The sequence below is a fragment of the Pelagimonas varians genome (genome assembly GCF_003208435.1).
Taxonomy (GTDB): Bacteria; Pseudomonadota; Alphaproteobacteria; order Rhodobacterales; family Rhodobacteraceae; genus Pelagimonas; species Pelagimonas varians.
The window spans coordinates 173386-190132 of record NZ_QKMF01000006.1; the positions used below are offsets into that span (position 1 = coordinate 173386).

The following is a 16747-nucleotide window of genomic DNA, read 5'->3' on the forward strand; positions in this document are numbered from 1 at the left end:
CGATGCCCAGCACCTCTTATCACATGCATTTGCCAGATGTTGCTACATCCTGCGTTGTATTCGCCTCGCCGCACAGTGGCAGTGACTATCCGTGGACGTTTTTGCGTAGCACCGTTCTGGATGCGCTGACGATTCGATCTTCAGAGGATGCGTTTGTAGACAGGCTTTTTGACTGTGTTCCACAATTTGGGGCGGCCTTTTTAGAGGCAGGGGCCCCGCGCGCGTACATCGATCTGAATCGCGCCTGTGATGAACTGGATCCTGCCTTGATCGAAGGGGTTCGAAAGGCGGGAAACAACCCGCGTGTGGCCTCTGGCCTTGGGGTTGTGCCGCGGGTGGTTGCGCATGGTCGGGCAATTTATCACGGAAAGATTTCGCGCAACGAGGCGGATATGCGAATCGACCGAATTTGGAAGCCCTACCATGACCGGCTTGCAGCTTTGCTGGACCACTCTCGTGAGCAATTTGGCAGCTCGATTCTGCTGGACTGCCATTCAATGCCGCACGAGGCTGTCAGGCACACCCGCCACAAAGGCGCACCGCCGCAAATTGTAATCGGGGACCGGTTCGGTGCATCCGCCGCGCCAGAGGTTGTGGAACAAGTCGAAGCAGCCTTTGAGCGCGCGGGCCTGCGGGTTGCCCGAAATGCGCCTTTTGCCGGAGCATACACGACGCAGCAATATGGACGTCCGTCGCAATCCCAGCACGCCATTCAAATCGAGATTGACCGGTCAATTTATATGGACGAGGCATCTGTGCGTCCCAACAGCAATTTCAAGCCGTTTTGCAAGCTGTTGCGTGGCGTTATTGCAGATCTGGTTGTGATCGGACAAAGGCCATCCAGGGCGCTGGCCGCAGAATAGCTGCTTATTGCAATATCCTGTCTAAGGCTGCGTTCAGGGGCGCGGGATCAGCAATTTGCAGTCGCACCGGAACAACCAGCACTTTGGTTCGGAAATCTTGGGGCAGGCGCACCGCGTCTTTTTCCGTGGTGACCAGCTGCGCGCCGTGTAGTTTGGCGTCTGCCTCCAGCCGTGTTAGCAACGCGGGGGTCAAGGGTTGGTGGTCTGACAATGCTTCGGCCCGTTTGAGGTCAGCTCCGAGGCCGCGCAAAGTTGCAAAGAACTTCTCGGGATGTCCGATCCCTGCAAAGGCCAGCGCCGGCAGGTCTTGCCAATCCATCCCCGTCTGCAGCGGTTCCAGATTGCCTGTCATGTGCGGTACAGTGATCGCATTCCCCCAGATTGCGGTAAAACGGGTTTGAGCGGTCTTGGAGCCAATAGACAAGACAAGATCGGCGCGGAGCATACCGCTCGCTACCGGCTCACGCAGCGGACCGGCAGGCAGGCATCTGCCATTGCCAAATCCGGCCACCGCATCAACTGTCACAAGGGTCAGATCTTTGTGAACCGACGGGTTTTGCATCCCATCGTCCAATACAACCACCTGCGCGCCCGCCACTTGCGCTGCGGCGACGCCAGCTGCGCGGTCGCGAGACACCCATGCGGGGGTGAAAGCGGCAATCAGCAGCGGCTCGTCGCCGGTTTCATCCGCCGTATGGCGGAGCGGATCTACTTGCACCGGACCTGCCAGAGAACCGCCATAGCCGCGCGACACTACGTGAACCGTGAGCCCGCGTTCGATCAGCATTTGTACCAGCGCAATAACTGTCGGTGTTTTTCCGGTGCCCCCTGCATTGATGTTGCCCACACAGATCACCGGAATATCCGCGTGAAGCTGCGCAGGTTTTGCAACTCTGCGCGCCGTTGCTTGGGCGGTCAATCGGGCCAATGGGGACAGAAGTCGGGCTATTATTGCCGGGGCGGCGGGTGGCGTTTGCCAAAAACGGGGGGGGCGCATCACGGCTCTCCTGTGTCATCAAGATGTGCGCAGATCTCGGACAAGACCGCGTCGACAAGGGCGGCCCCTGAAGACACCAGATCCCATCCGGCATGAGCCATGGCTGCCGCTTGATCCGGTGCGATCAAATGGGACACGGCCGCAGCCAGACTGTCAGTATCACGGACAATCCGCGCAGCCCCGGCATCAACCAATCGCGAATAGGAATCCACATGATGTCCGACATTTGGCCCGTATAATATCGCTGACCCCAAGGCCGCCGCGACATAGGGATTTTGCCCTCCATGGCCATGCGTCAGCGATCCCCCCAGAAAGACCAGAGGTGCAAGCCGATACCAAAGGCCGATGTCCTCAACCCCTTCGGTGATCAGAACCTGAGTATGCTCGCCCGGTGTTTCGCCTTGGTCCCAATTGCACAGGCGCATTTGCAGTGCATCGGCTTCGGCGATCATGCGCGGTGCGTCTTCTTCGCGGGCTGGGACCAGTATCAACAGCAACCGGTGTGCCAGACGCGAAGTCATGCGGTGGGCGCGCAGAACATCGCTGGCCTCGTCGGCTTGCAGCCCCGAGGCCAGCCAAATGGGACGTCCAGCAAGGCGCGCTGTTAGTTCAAGATGGGTCTGTTCATCGCAATTGGGGGGCGGATCAGTATCGATCAGCGGCCCCTTTTTTAACAAGCGATCCCGATCCACACCCAAGCGGCGCAGACGGCGGTTGGCACGCGCATCAACCGTATAAAAGCTGTCAAACAGTGTCAGTGTCGGCGGGCCGGGGTCTGGCATCCAACGCGGGGCTGGAGTGGTCCAAAGCTGGTCGCGTGCGTCCAGTGCGATCAAATAACTACCTTGGCGCGCCAAGGCATCCAGCAGCGTCGGGCGCAGCTTGGACCCCGCCCATAGCACGATTTGTGGGCGCAGGGCCTGAATAAAACTAGCGCAATCCGAAGCGTTTTCAGATGGAAGGTCACATCTGGTAATGCCGGTCCCGTCTGGCACTGCGCCAGAGGCAAAGAACTGCACTTCGGGTCGCAGGCCAAGGAGCCTTGCGCATAGACTGGACAGAGCGCGCCCTTGCTCATGGGTTTCTGCATACACCCATACAGTCGGCGCGTCGGGTTTCGGGATAGGTAAATCAGAGTCGAGCTTGGCCGAATGGCCCATTGCGCCGCCGCGCGTATAGGCCAGATAGGCCGAAAGCGATAGCGCGCGGCGAGACATGGTTTTAGCTCAATTCCTCGGTCGAAGAAGCGGATTGTTCTTCATCGCGCAGGCGGTGCAGGTGGGCGATGAAATAACGCATATGGGCATTGTCTACAGTGCGCTGCGCAGCTGCTTTCCATGCATTAAATGCCGCTTCGTAATTCGGAAAAATCCCGACAATGTCGATGTCATCGATATTGCGGAACTGTGTGGTCGACGGATCGGTGAGTTCGCCGCCAAAGACGAGGTGGAGCCGTTGCATGGAAATCCTTCCTAAGCGTTAAGACTGGTCCAGTGATGGGCCGGTTTGTGGCGGGTGTTCGCGGTTGCAGCAAGCCTAATCATCGGACCCGTGGGGTCAAGCTGTTGGGCGGGGCTGCATCCGTTTAACCCAGTTTATCCAAAAATGCCGCGTGCAGCACTGGATTGGCGCCCAAAACCCCATCGGTTTGCGGTATTTTGTTGTTGAACTTTAACGCAGCGCCGCGCCGATCGGTCACACGTGCGCCAGCTTCGGACAAGATCAAAGCGCCAGCAGCGATGTCCCATTCCCAGCTGGGCCGAAAGGTAAACATTGCGTCAAAGCGCCCTTCAGCGACAAGGCTCAGGCGATACGCCAAAGACGGTCGGTGATACCGCGTCATTCCCGGTACACCTCGGGGCCAAAATCGCGGATCGACGCTTGGCTTGGTGGCCAGGACATTTGCGTTGTCAGGGCTTTGCTGATGTCCAACAGACATCGGGCTGCTGTTGATCCGCGCGCCATTGCCCAATGACGCGCTGTAGACCTTGTTCAACATCGGCAGGTAGACCACGGCAGCAACCGGTATCCCGTCTTCTACCACCGCCATCGAATGCGACCATGTTTTGCCGCCTTCGATAAAAGACCTTGTGCCATCGATCGGGTCAATGACAAACACCCGTTTCGCCGTCAGGCGATCCGCTGAATCGGTGCTTTCTTCAGACAGCCATCCATAGTCGGGACGGGCAGTGCGCAACACGTCTTCGAACATATCATTGACGGCCAGATCGGCAGCTGTGACCGGCCCGGCTCCATCGGGTTTGTCTTGCACATCCAGCGCACCACCGACAAAGCCGCGAGCCAGTTCGCCTGCTTGCAATGCGGTCTCAATCAATAAGGTCAGATCACTCGCCGGCAAGGGTCATTCCTTCGACCAATAGCGATGGGACGACATAGGTCAGCCAAGTGCGCGCGTCATTGGCGGGGATCATGGACCCCAGCATTTGACGCAAATTTCCGGCGATTGTAACGCCCGAAACCGGATAAGCCGGTTCGCCGTTTTCAATCCAGATGCCAGCTGCCCCTCGGGAATAGTCGCCGGTGTTGGGGTTGATCGTTGCGCCAATCATCGAGGTGACCAAAAGGCCGGTGCCCATTTGGGCCATCAATTCGGCCTGTGTGGATGTGCCTTGGGTCAATTCAAGGTTCCACGTGGCAGGGGACACACCGCCCGTGACACTGCGCGCAGCATTCGCGGTTGAAGTCATTCCTAGTTTGCGCGCATTTGCCAAATCCAGCGTCCAGCCAGTCAAAACGCCGTCATTGATTACGCGGCGAACCTGTGTGGGCAGACCTTCGGCATCAAAGGGACGCGAGGCTGATTTACGCGGGCGATGCGGGTTTTCGACCAAATCCATTCCCTTGGGCAGAATTTGACCGCCGAGGTCCTGAAGCAGCCATGAACTGCCCCTTGCAATGGCCGCGCCATTGGCGGCACCAAGCAAATGTCCAACCAAAGATGATGAAATGCGTTCGTCGAACAACACAGGATAAGCGCCGGTTTTAGGCCGCTGCGGGTTCGTCCGCGCCAAAGCGCGTGTCGCGGCGGTGTTGCCGATGTCTTCGGGGCTGCGCAGTTCCGACTGAAAGACCCGGCCATCGCCGTCGTAATCGCGTTCCATGGATAGGCCGCTGCCTGCGATGGCAACACAAGACACCGAGCGCGATGTGCGGCGGTAGCTGCCTGAAAACCCGTTGCTGGCGGCCAATGCAACTTCGGTCGCGCTGTAGCCGGCAGAGGCGGATTGAACTTGCGAAATGCCTTCATGCGCTTGGGCGGCAGCTTCGGCGCGTTTGGCGTCGTCTTGCAAGGCTTCGGGGGCTGGCTCGGGGCTTGGATCATGCAATTCCAGTGCCTCAATGTCCCAACCTTTTGCCAATTGCGATGGGTCGGCGATACCGGAATGGGGGTCTTCGGGGGCCTCTTTTGCCATGGCGACGGCCCGCGCGGCCATAGTTTGCATGGTTTCAGGACGGGTGTCCGAGGCGGAAACAATGGCGCTGCGATGCCCGACAAAGACCCGCAAGCCAATGTCGCGCCCCTCGGCCCGCTCAGCCTGTTCCAATTTACCGCTGCGCACATCAATACTAAGCGATGTGCCGGATAGGGCGATGGCATCCGCGCTGTCAGCGCCAGCTGTTTTGGCCGCCTGCAAAAGCGCTTGGGTCAGGTCCAAAGGCGAGGGGGGCATAAGCTCTCCTAAATAGGGTTATTGGCTGGATGGGACGGTGACGCCGACAATGGGGCCCATACGGCGCCCGCTGTCCACGCGGCTGAGGTCCGGCGCATACATTCGCGAGACATTGCCATCCAAAAAAAGGGCATTCGGGGTGCCCAGAGTGTCACGAAAAAATTCTGCGAATTCGTAAAAAGTGACGGCGTTATCGGAGATAACGAACACGGCGCGTTTCCCATCCTCTGAAGTGCCGACACCATTGCGAATATAGCGCGAGGTGCTGTCGGGTAAAAACCGCGGGTGCAGAGCGCCATCAATGACAAGCATCGGCCCAGACTGGGTGGCGAATTTACAGTCCGGTTTCGACGCCAGAAAAGCGCGGGTTTCGATCACATTGGCGCGGCGGTCTTTGATGCATAAAATACCGTTGGGCAAGAGACCAAAATTACCGGGTCCGGCATTTGGAACCACCCGCATTTGCTGTTGTCCGTTTTCCACATAGTACCCAACTGGGCTGCGGTCTTCGTGGTACATCCCGGCGTTCATCGCAAAGACCAACCGACGGCCCAAGGCGCGTTGGGTCAGTTGTACGGTTTCAAACGATCCCAAAGGCTGGCCGTTGCCGTCGTTCAGATAAAGCGCAAGGTTTTCGGTCTCGGGCGCTACGGTGCAGGCCGTGTATCGGTTGTCTTTGAATGTCATGCGCGCGCAGTCGACTGCCCCGGCAATCTGCGGGGTCAACAGGGCCAGTGCCAGACCGGAAAGGAGGGCGCGCAAAGACATGGGTTTATTCGTCCAGATCGCGGCGCACGTCTTCATTTTCAAACAGGCGGCGGGTTTCATCCATGCGGTCAAATGTGTCGTCAAACCGGAAACGCAGTTCGGGGGCGAATTTCAGCTTTAAGCCATGCACGACTTGATGGCGGATCTCGCCCTTGTTGCGACGCAAGATCGCGTTCATCTCGTCTTCGCCTTTGCCGCCCAAAGGGACAACATAGACGGTTGCGATACGCAGGTCCGGCGACACACGGACTTCGCCGACTGTCAGGTTCAGCCGGTTCAGGTCAGGGTCGTGGATTTCACCGCGCAATAGAATCTCGGACAGCTTGCGCCGGATTAGTTCGGCGACGCGCAACTGCCGTTGACGGGGGCCGGATTGTTCATTGGATCTGTTTTTTGCCATGAGGTCAGACTTAAGCGCTTGGCCCCCCTTTGCCAAGCGGTCCAAGGCAGGTATGCAGGCGAATAACAGCGAATGGAGAAAAAACGATGACCGAAGCCCCGGGCGTAGTGGTGACAGGCGTTTCAGGCCGGATGGGCCAAATGTTGGTGCGCGAGATTCTGGCGCATGACAAATTGCGGCTGGCCGGGGCGTTGGAGCGCGCGGGCCACGACTGGGTGGGCCGAGATTTGGGAACTGCGATGGGCGGTGCTGAATTGGGTGTGACGGTCAGCGATGATGCTCTGGAAACCTTTGCCAAGGCGCAAGCGGTGATCGATTTCACCGCCCCCGCAGCAACGGTCGAGTTTGCCGGTTTGGCTGCTCAGGCTCGTGCCGTGCATGTTATTGGCACCACCGGCATGTCGGATGAGGATTTGCAAAAGATCCATATTGCGGCACGCCACGCCGTTATTGTGCGGGCTGGCAATATGAGCCTCGGGGTGAATTTGCTGACACAAGTGACCAAACAGGTTGCAGAAGCATTGGATATTGACTGGGACATCGAGATTATCGAAGCGCACCACAACCGCAAAGTTGATGCGCCATCCGGCACAGCCTTGATGCTGGGCGAGGCCGCCGCCGAAGGACGCGGTGTTGATCTGGACGAGGTTTCCGATCGAGGCCGCGACGGGATCACGGGCGCACGTAAGCAGGGCGATATCGGATTTCATGCGGTTCGCGGCGGCGATGTGGTGGGCGAACACGAAGTGATATTCGCAGCAGCCGGCGAGCGTATCACGCTCAAGCATATCGCATCGGACCGGGCTTTGTTCGCACGCGGAGCCCTGCGCGCGGCGCTTTGGGGGCAAGACAAGGCCCCGGGTGAGTATGACATGTTGGATGTTCTTGGTTTGAAGGGCTAGGAACCTCCCCGGCGCTTTGATCGAAACGCTCCCCACCCACCCGCCCTCGCGCTTCGATCAAAGCGCCGGGGAGGTGGGGCGGGTTTTAGAAATCAATGGCGATGCCCTTCTTTTCCCAATCGCCGTAGCGGGCGGGATCGGGGCCGTCGCGGCCACCCAGCTCTTTTGGGGTTGCCTTTTCTTTGGCCAATTGGACCGCGCGGCGTTCCGCGGCTTCGGCTAGGGCGCGCTGTGCTGCGGGCGGCAGATCGTTGGGTGTATCGGGCATGGGCTTTCCTCGGCTTTGTGCCCTTGATATACGCCGCGACAGCGCAGGGGCAAGGTGGCCCGAAAGCGCAGTCCATTGGAGAGCACATGCCGCAACAGCCCAGCCCGGCCCGCAAAGCCGCCGTCGACCTTTTAGATCAAGTTTTGGACGAGGGACGTCCTTTGTCTGAAAACGTCGCTGTTCTGGAAAAACTGGGTCCATCGGATCGCGCAGCAGCGCAGCGCCTTGCGGCGGATGTCTTACGCAATATGGAGCGAGCGGACCGGTTGTTGCAGCACCACTTGCGCAAGAAACCAACGACACGGGTGATGAATATTTTGCGTCTTGGCACCTATGAGTTGTGCACAGGCGGCGCGGCCCACGGGGTTGTGAGTGATTGTGTGAACGTTGCCGCGGTCGGGCATCACACCCAAGGGGCCAAAGGGTTGGTCAATGCGGTTTTGCGCAAAATTGCAGCTAAAGGACCGGACAGTTGGGGCGATTTGCGCGTGCCGCGTATGCCGAAATGGCTGCGTGGTCCGTTGCTCGAAGCTTGGGGGGCGGAAATCGTTCCGGCCATGGAAACCGCGCATTTCAACGGCGCACCACTGGATTTAACGGCAAAAGGCGATCCGGCAGCATTGGCGGAGGTCATCGGAGGTGTGCTTTTGCCGACGGGGTCTGTGCGCCTTGCAGATGCGGGGCAAGTGACGGCCCTGCCGGGATTCGAGGACGGTGATTGGTGGGTGCAAGACGCCGCCGCTGCCTTGCCAGCCAAGTTGCTGGGCGATGTCGCAGGCAAGCAGGTGCTTGATCTATGTGCGGCGCCGGGGGGGAAAACCTTGCAACTGGCTGCGGCCGGGGCCGAGGTGACGGCACTGGATCTTTCAGCCAAACGTTTGGGGCGGGTGCGCGACAACCTGCGCCGCGCCCGATTGGAGGCAGCTTTGGTCGAGGGCGATGCTTTGGAGCACGAGGGCCTGTACGACGCGATTTTGCTGGATGCGCCCTGTTCTGCGACCGGCACAATTCGCCGTCACCCCGATCTACCCCATGCCCATGAGGGGGAGCGAATCGCTGACCTGATCGGTTTGCAAGCTGCGCTTCTGGACCATGCGTTGGATATGCTCAAACCTGACGGTCGGCTGGTTTTCGCCACGTGTAGCTTGATCCCGGACGAAGGTGAATGTCAGGTCGAAGAGGTGCTTGAGCGCCGCGACGATGTTGCAATTGTCGCTCCGGACATCCCGGGCCTCGAAGAAAGCTGGCGCTCGGAAGAGGGCGGTTTGCGTCTTCGGCCTGATTTTTGGGCAGACAAGGGCGGTATGGACGGCTTTTATATGGCGATTTTGCAAAAGACCTAATCGCATATCCAATTCTGAGTGACGGCAGGATAAACCTGTCGTGACTTTGATGTCTGGCTGCGATATGCTTTGCCTCAATGAACGGCCCAAAAATGGGCGGCCCCAATGCGGGCGACAAGAGGCAGTGCAGATGGCCAAACGGCAAAGCTGGCGAACCGCGCGGGCACGTGCGATGAACCGTGTGCATGCGCGCATGGCGGCGCGGACACGCGCGGCGACAGCATTTGTATCCACTCCTGAACCACGCACCGTGGGCTTTTTCGCGCGTGGCCGGCAGATGCTGGCGGGAAATCTGATGTTTGCTGGGCATTTGATTGAATCCAAAGGGGAAATTCTTTGGGATTTGACGCCGCCTGACGCAGCTTTTGCCGAGGAAACCCAAGGTTTTGCATGGATGGACGATCTGGCTGCCGTGGGTGATGGGAAGGCCAGAGAGCTGGCGCAAAGCTGGCTGTGGGGCTGGATTGAACGCTATGGCAAAGGGCATGGTCCCGGATGGACACCCGAACTGACGGGACGGCGGATCATTCGCTGGGTCCACCATGCGCTGTTTGTTTTGCGCGGCCAGCCGGACGGGGCCGACGCCTTTTATCGATCTTTGGCAGCGCAAACCCGATTTTTGGGACGGCGATGGCAGACAGCTGCCCCGGGTTTGCCGCGGTTCGAAGCCTTGACCGGATTGCTTTATGCTGGCCTGTCGCTTGAGGGGATGGAGCATCACGTTGAACCGGCGCGGGTGGCCATCGGCGAGGAATGTGCGCGCCAGATCACAGATCAGGGTGGCATTCCAACACGCAATCCGGAAGAGCTGCTTGAGGTTTTCACCCTTTTGACGTGGGCGCAATCTGCTTTGGATGAGGCAGACAAGCGGCCGACAGGGGCACATCTGCGGGCGATTTCCTGCATCGCTCCGACATTGCGGACCTTGCGCCATTCAGACGGTGGCTTAGCGCGGTTTCACGGTGGTGGCAGAGGGCTTGAGGGGCGCTTGGACCAAGCATTGGCATCGTCTGGCAACAAAAGGCGTCAGGCTGACGGATTGGCGATGGGGTTTGCGCGGCTCTCGTCGGGGCGCACGTCGGTTATTGTTGATGCGGCACCGCCACCGTCTGGCAGCGCGTCGGCCCATGCTCATGCTTCTACCTTAGCGTTCGAGATGACGTCAGGGCGGCGCCCGTTGATTGTCAGCTGCGGATCCGGCGGGGGCTTTGGCGAAGAATGGCGCCGGGCCGGACGCGCAACCTTGTCACACTCCACTTTGTCGCTTCAGGGCTATTCCAGCGCGCGTCTTGCCGCGCCGCGTTGGATCGGGGCCGCAAAACGCGAGCTTCTGGAAGATATTCCCACCCATGTGCCAGTTCAAATGACACATTTGCCTGAAAGCTTCCGGTTTGAAGGCGGCATGGACGGTTATGTTGGGCTGCACGGACTAACGCATGCCCGCAGTCTGGAATTGTCTTTCGACGGACGCAGCTTGCGCGGCGAAGACTATCTTGTCGCGCTTGATTCGCCGGCGAAGAAACGGTTCGACAAGACCATGGACAAAATGCGGCTGGCTGGCGTGCCCTTCGATGTGCGTTTCCATTTGCATCCGGATGTCGATGTTGCGCTGGATTTGAACGGGCAGGCGGTGTCCATGGCGCTTAGGTCGGGGGAAATCTGGGTGTTTCGCCCCGAAGGTGACATCGAAATGGAGCTGGAACCGTCGGTTTATCTCGAAAAAGGCCGTTTACAGCCCCGCGCGACGAAACAGATCGTTTTATCCGGCCGCGCAATGGAGTATGCGACGCGCGTCCGCTGGTCTTTTGCCAAGGCCCAAGAAACGGCTGTTGCGATTCGCGATCTGGCCTTAGACGAGGCGGACATCGAGACATAATAGCTCTGGGGACCGCCTGAATGACCGATCAACCCATCCGCCGCGCGCTGATTTCTGTATCTGACAAGACCGGTCTTATTGACCTGGCCAAAGCGCTTGCAGCGCGCGGGGTCGAAATACTATCGACCGGCGGCTCTGCCAAAGCCATGCGCGACGCGGGTGTTGCTGTCAAAGATGTGGCCGAAATTACCGGCTTTCCCGAAATGATGGATGGCCGTGTAAAAACACTGCATCCTATGGTCCACGGCGGGCTGTTGGCCTTGCGTGACAACGACACCCATGTCGCCGCAATGGAAGAGCATGGCATCGGTGCCATCGATCTGTTGGTGGTCAACCTGTATCCGTTCGAAGAAACCGTCGCCAAAGGCGCGGAATGGGACGAATGCATTGAAAACATCGATATTGGCGGCCCAGCGATGATCCGCGCTGCATCCAAGAACCACGCCTTTGTGTCTGTGGTTGTTGACGTCGAAGATTATGACACCTTGCTTGGCGACATGGACCAGCATGGGGGCGCAACGTGCCCCAAGTTCCGCCGCAAGCTGTCGCAAAAAGCCTATGCGCGTACTGCGGCCTATGATGCTGCCGTTTCGAACTGGATGGCGGATGCGATTGATCTGGACGCGCCTTACCGCCGTGCCAAGGCGGGCACATTGGCCCAGACATTGCGCTACGGTGAAAACCCACATCAAAAAGCGGCGTTCTACACAGACGGCACTGGCCGTATCGGTGTGGCAACAGCCCAGCAGCATCAGGGCAAAGAGCTGTCTTACAACAATATCAATGACACTGACGCTGCGTTCGAACTGGTTGCAGAGTTTGATCCAGCCGAAACTGCGGCCTGTGCGATTATCAAACACGCCAACCCTTGCGGTGTGGCGCGCGGCGCAACCTTGCTTGAAGCCTATAAGGCCGCGTTTGATTGCGACCGCACCAGTGCCTTTGGCGGTATTGTCGCTCTGAACGGCACCTTGGATGCCGAAACAGCCCGTGAAATCACTGGTATCTTTACCGAAGTGGTGATTGCCCCAGACGCAACGGACGAAGCGAAAGAAGTCTTTGCCGCAAAGAAAAATCTGCGATTGTTGACAACTGGCGGCTTGCCGGATGTACGCGTAGGGGGGCAAACCCTGCGCCAAGTTGCAGGCGGGTTCCTGATGCAGGACAAGGATGTGGGTTTTGTTGGCATGGACGATCTAAAGGTCGTGACCAAGCTGGCCCCGACAGATGTCCAAATGCACGATCTTCTGTTTGCATGGAAGGTCGCCAAGCATGTGAAATCAAACGCGATTGTCTATGTCAAAGATGGCGCAACAGTTGGCGTTGGTGCAGGCCAGATGAGCCGTGTCGACAGTGCCTTGATCGCGGCAAAAAAGGCCGAGCGTATGGCCGAAGCCTTGGGTCTGCCCGAGCCGCTGACCAAAGGCTCTGCTGTGGCGTCTGATGCGTTCTTTCCATTCCCCGACGGTTTGATGGAAGCTGCCGCTGCTGGCGCGACCTGTGTGATCCAGCCAGGTGGTTCGATGCGCGATAACGAAGTGATTGCAGCCGCTGATGAAGCGGGATTGGCCATGGTCTTTACCGGTATGCGCCACTTCCGCCACTAAAAGAATTGCGCGGCGGGCTCGTAAGGGCTGGCCGCGCAGTTTTAGCGATCTATGTATTTCCAGCACACGAATTGCTTTGAACGGCCTTTTGATCCGGACCTGACACATATCTGCTTAAAGATGTGTCTTGTTCAATTGGGCAGAAACGCCGATATGACGACGGGCCAAAGAATGAAAACTGCGAGGCTGGATGGAACGCGTTGAAAAACAGCGCCAAGTGGGGATGTTGCGACTGGTTTGGACCGTCGCGGGGATCATCTTTGTTTTGGACCAACTGACCAAAATCTGGGTGGTCCACGTGATGGATCTGGCAACCCAGCTCAATATCGACGTGCTGCCGCCCTATTTGAATTTTCGTATGGCGTGGAACTACGGCATCAACTTTGGCCTGTTCTCGGGGCAGCAAGACGCCACACGTTGGGTGCTGATTTCCGTTGCTTTGGGAATCATCGTGTTTGTTCTTGTCTGGATGCGCCGCGACCCGCCGGGCCGTCTTGGGCTGATTTCCGCTGGTCTTTTGATTGGTGGCGCGCTTGGGAATGTCGTTGACCGTGTGGCCTATGGCGCTGTTGCGGACTTCCTCAATATGTCGTGCTGCGGTTTCGACAACCCTTTTGCCTTCAATGTGGCGGATATTGCGATTTTTGCCGGGGCTTTGGGGCTTGTTCTGTTCCCCGGTAAGAAAAAGGCCACGTGACGCCGCCTTGTAGATGGGTTAAAGCTGGCACCAGAAGAAAGACCGGAGGGTAGCGATGCGGATTGCGCATCTATTGGGAATTGTGGCGCTAGTTGGTTTGGCGGCTTGCAGCGGACGTGACGGGCCTAAACCCCTTCACGACCTTAAGTCCTATAGTGGTCAACCAGAAGAGTTCTCGATTGCACCGGCAAGACCGCTGGTTCAACCCGAATCCTATGCGGAATTGCCAAGTCCGACACCGGGTGGTGCCAACCGGACCGACCAGAACCCCAAGGCTGATCTTGTTGCCGCGCTGGGCGGTAATCCGGAACGCCTGAATGCTGGTGGCGGTATTCCTTCTAGTGATACAGCTTTGGTTGCCCGGGCCAGTCGTTATGGCCGCGATGCTGCCATTCGGCAAACGCTTGCGGCCGAGGATCTGGAGTGGCGCAAGAACAAGTCGCGCTTTACATGGTCTATTGTGCCCAAAGATGACTATTTCCAAGTGTACAAAAAGCAGGCCCTTGAACCCTATAGCTGGTTGAATCGTTATCGGGCCGCCGGTGCCCGCACACCCGCAGCACCGCCAAACACCCAATAACGATCACAGTGCCGTCATGGCTGCTTGAAGTTACCTGCCGGTAGCGTAGATTCATTTTGATTGCATCAGAATGAGGAGCGCATATGCCCAAATCGCCTTTCCTATCAACCATGGCTTTTTGCGCCATGGCTTTGATACCGCCAGCGGCTTTTGCCTCTCAGGGTGGTTCTCAGGATCAGGTAACAACCTACGCCTTGGAAAACGGGTTAGAGGTTGTGGTGATCGAAGATCATCGATCATCTGCGGTTGTGCATATGTTGTGGTATCGGGCCGGATCGGCGGATGAACCGCGTGGAACATCAGGCATTGCGCATTTCCTGGAACACTTGTTGTTCAAAGCGACGGATAAACTTGAATCTGGCGAATTCTCCAAGGTTGTTGCTGCGAATGGCGGCAGTGACAATGCGTTTACCAGCTATGATTACACGGGGTATTTCCAGCGCGTCGCAGCAGACAGACTGCCCCTGATGATGGAAATGGAAGCGGACAGGATGGTCAATATCCGCCTGACCGAAGACGATATTCTGACTGAGCGCGAAGTGATCATCGAAGAGCGCAACCAGCGCACCGAAAATGATCCCGGATCGCTGCTTCGCGAACAACGGCAGGCGGCGATGTACCTCAACCATCCATACGGCACGCCGATCATCGGATGGCGCCATGAGATGGAAGAATTGAGCCTTGAAGACGCAATGGGCTACTACCGCCAGTATTATGCTCCGAACAATGCGATCTTGATTGTGGCCGGTGATGTGGAGCCCGAAGAGGTTCTGGCTTTGGCCAAAGAACACTACGGTCCGGTTCCCGCCAATCCCGATCTAAAGGATCGCGTGCGCCCGTCAGAGCCGCGTCACATGGCAGAGCGCCGGATGATCTTTCGCGACGCCCGTGTTGCGCAACCTTACGTTATGCGGACTTACCTCGCGCCCGAGCGTGACAGCGGGGCGCAGGAAAAAGCAGCTGCTTTGACCATCTTGGCGGAACTTTTGGCAGGTGGGCAAACAAGTGTATTGACCCGTAAACTGCAATTTGAAACCCAACAGGCAGTTTACAGCAGTGCTTTCTACAGCGGTACGTCGTTGGATGATACGACCTTTGGACTGATCATTGTGCCCGCTCAAGGCGTGAGCCTTGAGGAAGGCGAAGCCGCCCTTGATGCTGCCGTGTCCGAGTTCCTCGAAGAAGGTGTCGACGAAGAACAATTGGCCCGCATCAAGTTCCAGATGAAAGCACAGCAAATCTATGCACGGGACAATACCAACCAATTGGCACGCCGCTATGGTGGCGCTTTGACTTCGGGCTTAACGGTCGCAGATGTGCAGGCATGGCCCGAAATTTTGCAGTCGGTAACCCCCGAAGACGTGATCGCCGCCGCGCACGAGGTGTTTAACCTGAAGAAATCGGTGACAGGGTATTTGATGGGCGAAGAAACGCAGAAGGTTGCACAATGAAACATTTTGCATTGGCCATTGGCCTGATTTTCACCGCAGTCACTGCCCAAGCCGCCACGAACATCCAGGAGGTGGAAACACCGAATGGCTTTAAGGCGTGGTTGGTCGAAGAACCCTCGATCCCCTTTGTGGCACTGGAGTTGCGGTTCCAAGGCGGGGCCTCTTTGGATGCAGAGGGCAAGCGCGGGGCCTCGAATCTGATGGTTTCGTTGCTGGAGGAAGGGGCAGGCGACATGGATGCCCGCGCCTTTGCGACAAGCACGGAAAGCATCGCGGCCCAGTTCAACTATGATATTGGTGATGACGCGCTCAGCATTTCAGCCCGTTTTTTGACAGAAACCCAAGATGAGGCGATGGAGCTGTTACGTCAGTCGCTGATTGCGCCACGCTTTGATCAAGATGCTATTGACCGTGTACGGCAACAGGTTTTGTCCGGTTTGCGCTCGGACGAGAAAGACCCTGACAGCATTTCCAACCGGGCCTGGGATGCAATGGTGTTTGGCGACCACCCATACGGCTCTGATTTCAATGGAACAATTGACAGCGTGACTGCGCTGACCCGTGATGATCTTTTGGCAGCACATCAAGGAATAATGACCAAAGATCGGGTCTATGTCGCCGCAGCGGGTGACATTTCCGCAGAGGAACTTGGCGTTCTGATCGACACTTTGCTGTCCGAATTGCCAGAGGTTGGCACCGCGCTGCCCGAGCAAGTCGATGTGCAAACCGAGGCGGGCGTGACCGTAGTTCCTTTTGCAACGCCACAGTCGGTCGCTATTTTTGGCCACAAGGGCATGAAGCGCGATGATCCGGATTTCTTTGCGGCCTACGTGATGAACGTCGTTCTGGGTGGGGGCGGATTTGAGGCGCGGTTGATGACCGAAGTGCGCGAAAAGCGTGGCCTGACCTATGGCGTTTTTTCGTATTTGGTGCCCAAGGACCACGCGGAACTGTACTTGGGACGCGTTGCATCCGCCAATAACCGGATCGCCGAGGCAGTGTCGGTGATCCAAGACGAGTGGGCCAAATTGTCGGCGGAGGGGGTCACACAGGACGAACTTGACCGTGCCAAAACCTATCTAACTGGTGCCTACCCATTGCGGTTTGACGGCAATGGTCCAATCGCCAAGATTTTGGTTGGGATGCAAATGGACGGGCTCAGCCCCGATTATGTGGTGACCCGCAACGCCAAAATCGAAGCCGTGACATTGGACGATGTAAAACGCGTCGCATCCGAACTGTTGAACCCCGAAGCCCTGCATTTTGTGGTTGTGGGGCAGCCCGACGGGCTTTGATCGTTTCA

General features: G+C 57.8%; 17 protein-coding genes. 9 read left to right on the forward strand and 8 right to left on the reverse strand.

Annotation, left to right across the window (positions count from 1 at the left end; all coding sequences use genetic code 11):
- Nucleotides 1-2: 2 nt before the first annotated feature.
- Entirely contained in the window at nt 3-863 is an 861-nt protein-coding gene (locus C8N36_RS10290; protein WP_097803609.1) for an N-formylglutamate amidohydrolase, read from the forward strand.
- Nucleotides 864-867: 4 nt separating this feature from the next.
- Here the strand turns inward: C8N36_RS10290 and lpxK are convergent, their stop codons facing one another.
- The 7 genes from lpxK to rbfA all read right to left on the reverse strand — a co-directional run bounded on the left by lpxK (nt 868) and on the right by rbfA (nt 6720).
- On the reverse strand, nt 868-1860 hold the full coding sequence (lpxK, locus tag C8N36_RS10295; protein ID WP_097803608.1) for a tetraacyldisaccharide 4'-kinase: 993 nt from the start codon (nt 1858-1860) through the stop codon (nt 868-870).
- Complete coding sequence (locus tag C8N36_RS10300; protein ID WP_097803607.1) at nt 1860-3077, reverse strand: 3-deoxy-D-manno-octulosonic acid transferase; 1218 nt, start codon at nt 3075-3077, stop codon at nt 1860-1862. Before C8N36_RS10300 ends, lpxK begins: the two co-directional genes overlap by 1 nt.
- 4 nt (nt 3078-3081) lie before the next feature.
- Complete coding sequence (locus tag C8N36_RS10305) at nt 3082-3321, reverse strand: DUF4170 domain-containing protein (protein WP_097803606.1); 240 nt, start codon at nt 3319-3321, stop codon at nt 3082-3084.
- Nucleotides 3322-3445: 124 nt separating this feature from the next.
- Nucleotides 3446-4219, reverse strand: a complete 774-nt coding sequence (locus tag C8N36_RS10310) for a 3'(2'),5'-bisphosphate nucleotidase CysQ (RefSeq protein WP_097803605.1) — start codon at nt 4217-4219, stop codon at nt 3446-3448.
- On the reverse strand, nt 4206-5552 hold the full coding sequence (locus tag C8N36_RS10315) for a TldD/PmbA family protein (RefSeq protein WP_097803604.1): 1347 nt from the start codon (nt 5550-5552) through the stop codon (nt 4206-4208). Before C8N36_RS10315 ends, C8N36_RS10310 begins: the two co-directional genes overlap by 14 nt.
- Nucleotides 5553-5570: 18 nt before the next feature.
- Nucleotides 5571-6320: a phosphodiester glycosidase family protein gene (locus C8N36_RS10320; protein ID WP_097803603.1), complete on the reverse strand. Its 750-nt coding sequence runs from the start codon at nt 6318-6320 to the stop codon at nt 5571-5573.
- A 4-nt stretch (nt 6321-6324) separates the two neighbouring features.
- A complete protein-coding gene (rbfA, locus tag C8N36_RS10325) occupies nt 6325-6720 on the reverse strand; it encodes a 30S ribosome-binding factor RbfA (protein ID WP_097803602.1) in 396 nt (131 codons plus the stop codon).
- 86 nt (nt 6721-6806) lie between these two features.
- Between rbfA and dapB the strand changes: the two genes are divergently transcribed.
- On the forward strand, nt 6807-7622 hold the full coding sequence (gene dapB, locus C8N36_RS10330) for a 4-hydroxy-tetrahydrodipicolinate reductase (RefSeq protein ID WP_097803601.1): 816 nt from the start codon (nt 6807-6809) through the stop codon (nt 7620-7622).
- 85 nt (nt 7623-7707) lie between these two features.
- Here the strand turns inward: dapB and C8N36_RS10335 are convergent, their stop codons facing one another.
- Nucleotides 7708-7890, reverse strand: a complete 183-nt coding sequence (locus C8N36_RS10335; RefSeq protein WP_097803600.1) for a DUF1674 domain-containing protein — start codon at nt 7888-7890, stop codon at nt 7708-7710.
- A gap of 86 nt (nt 7891-7976) precedes the next feature.
- On the opposite strand from C8N36_RS10335, the gene C8N36_RS10340 reads away from it, so the two are divergent.
- From C8N36_RS10340 to C8N36_RS10370, 7 genes are all read left to right on the forward strand, one after another.
- Nucleotides 7977-9233, forward strand: a complete 1257-nt coding sequence (locus tag C8N36_RS10340) for an RsmB/NOP family class I SAM-dependent RNA methyltransferase (RefSeq protein ID WP_097803814.1) — start codon at nt 7977-7979, stop codon at nt 9231-9233.
- Nucleotides 9234-9363: 130 nt separating this feature from the next.
- On the forward strand, nt 9364-11109 hold the full coding sequence (locus C8N36_RS10345) for a heparinase II/III family protein (RefSeq protein WP_097803813.1): 1746 nt from the start codon (nt 9364-9366) through the stop codon (nt 11107-11109).
- Nucleotides 11110-11129: 20 nt separating this feature from the next.
- Nucleotides 11130-12716: a bifunctional phosphoribosylaminoimidazolecarboxamide formyltransferase/IMP cyclohydrolase gene (purH, locus tag C8N36_RS10350; RefSeq protein ID WP_097803599.1), complete on the forward strand. Its 1587-nt coding sequence runs from the start codon at nt 11130-11132 to the stop codon at nt 12714-12716.
- A 226-nt stretch (nt 12717-12942) separates the two neighbouring features.
- Complete coding sequence (gene lspA / locus C8N36_RS10355) at nt 12943-13413, forward strand: signal peptidase II (RefSeq protein WP_097803812.1); 471 nt, start codon at nt 12943-12945, stop codon at nt 13411-13413.
- Between the two features lie 55 nt (nt 13414-13468).
- Nucleotides 13469-13993, forward strand: coding sequence for a DUF3035 domain-containing protein (locus C8N36_RS10360; RefSeq protein WP_097803598.1), 525 nt, complete (start codon nt 13469-13471; stop codon nt 13991-13993).
- A 125-nt stretch (nt 13994-14118) separates the two neighbouring features.
- Nucleotides 14119-15444 (forward strand): M16 family metallopeptidase, encoded by a 1326-nt coding sequence (locus tag C8N36_RS10365; protein ID WP_245910786.1) that lies wholly within the window; start codon nt 14119-14121, stop codon nt 15442-15444.
- Nucleotides 15441-16739 carry a M16 family metallopeptidase gene (locus C8N36_RS10370; protein WP_097803597.1) on the forward strand — a complete coding sequence of 433 codons (1299 nt, stop codon included), beginning with the start codon at nt 15441-15443 and terminating at the stop codon, nt 16737-16739. The genes C8N36_RS10365 and C8N36_RS10370 overlap by 4 nt, the downstream gene beginning before the upstream one ends.
- Nucleotides 16740-16747 lie beyond the last annotated feature (8 nt).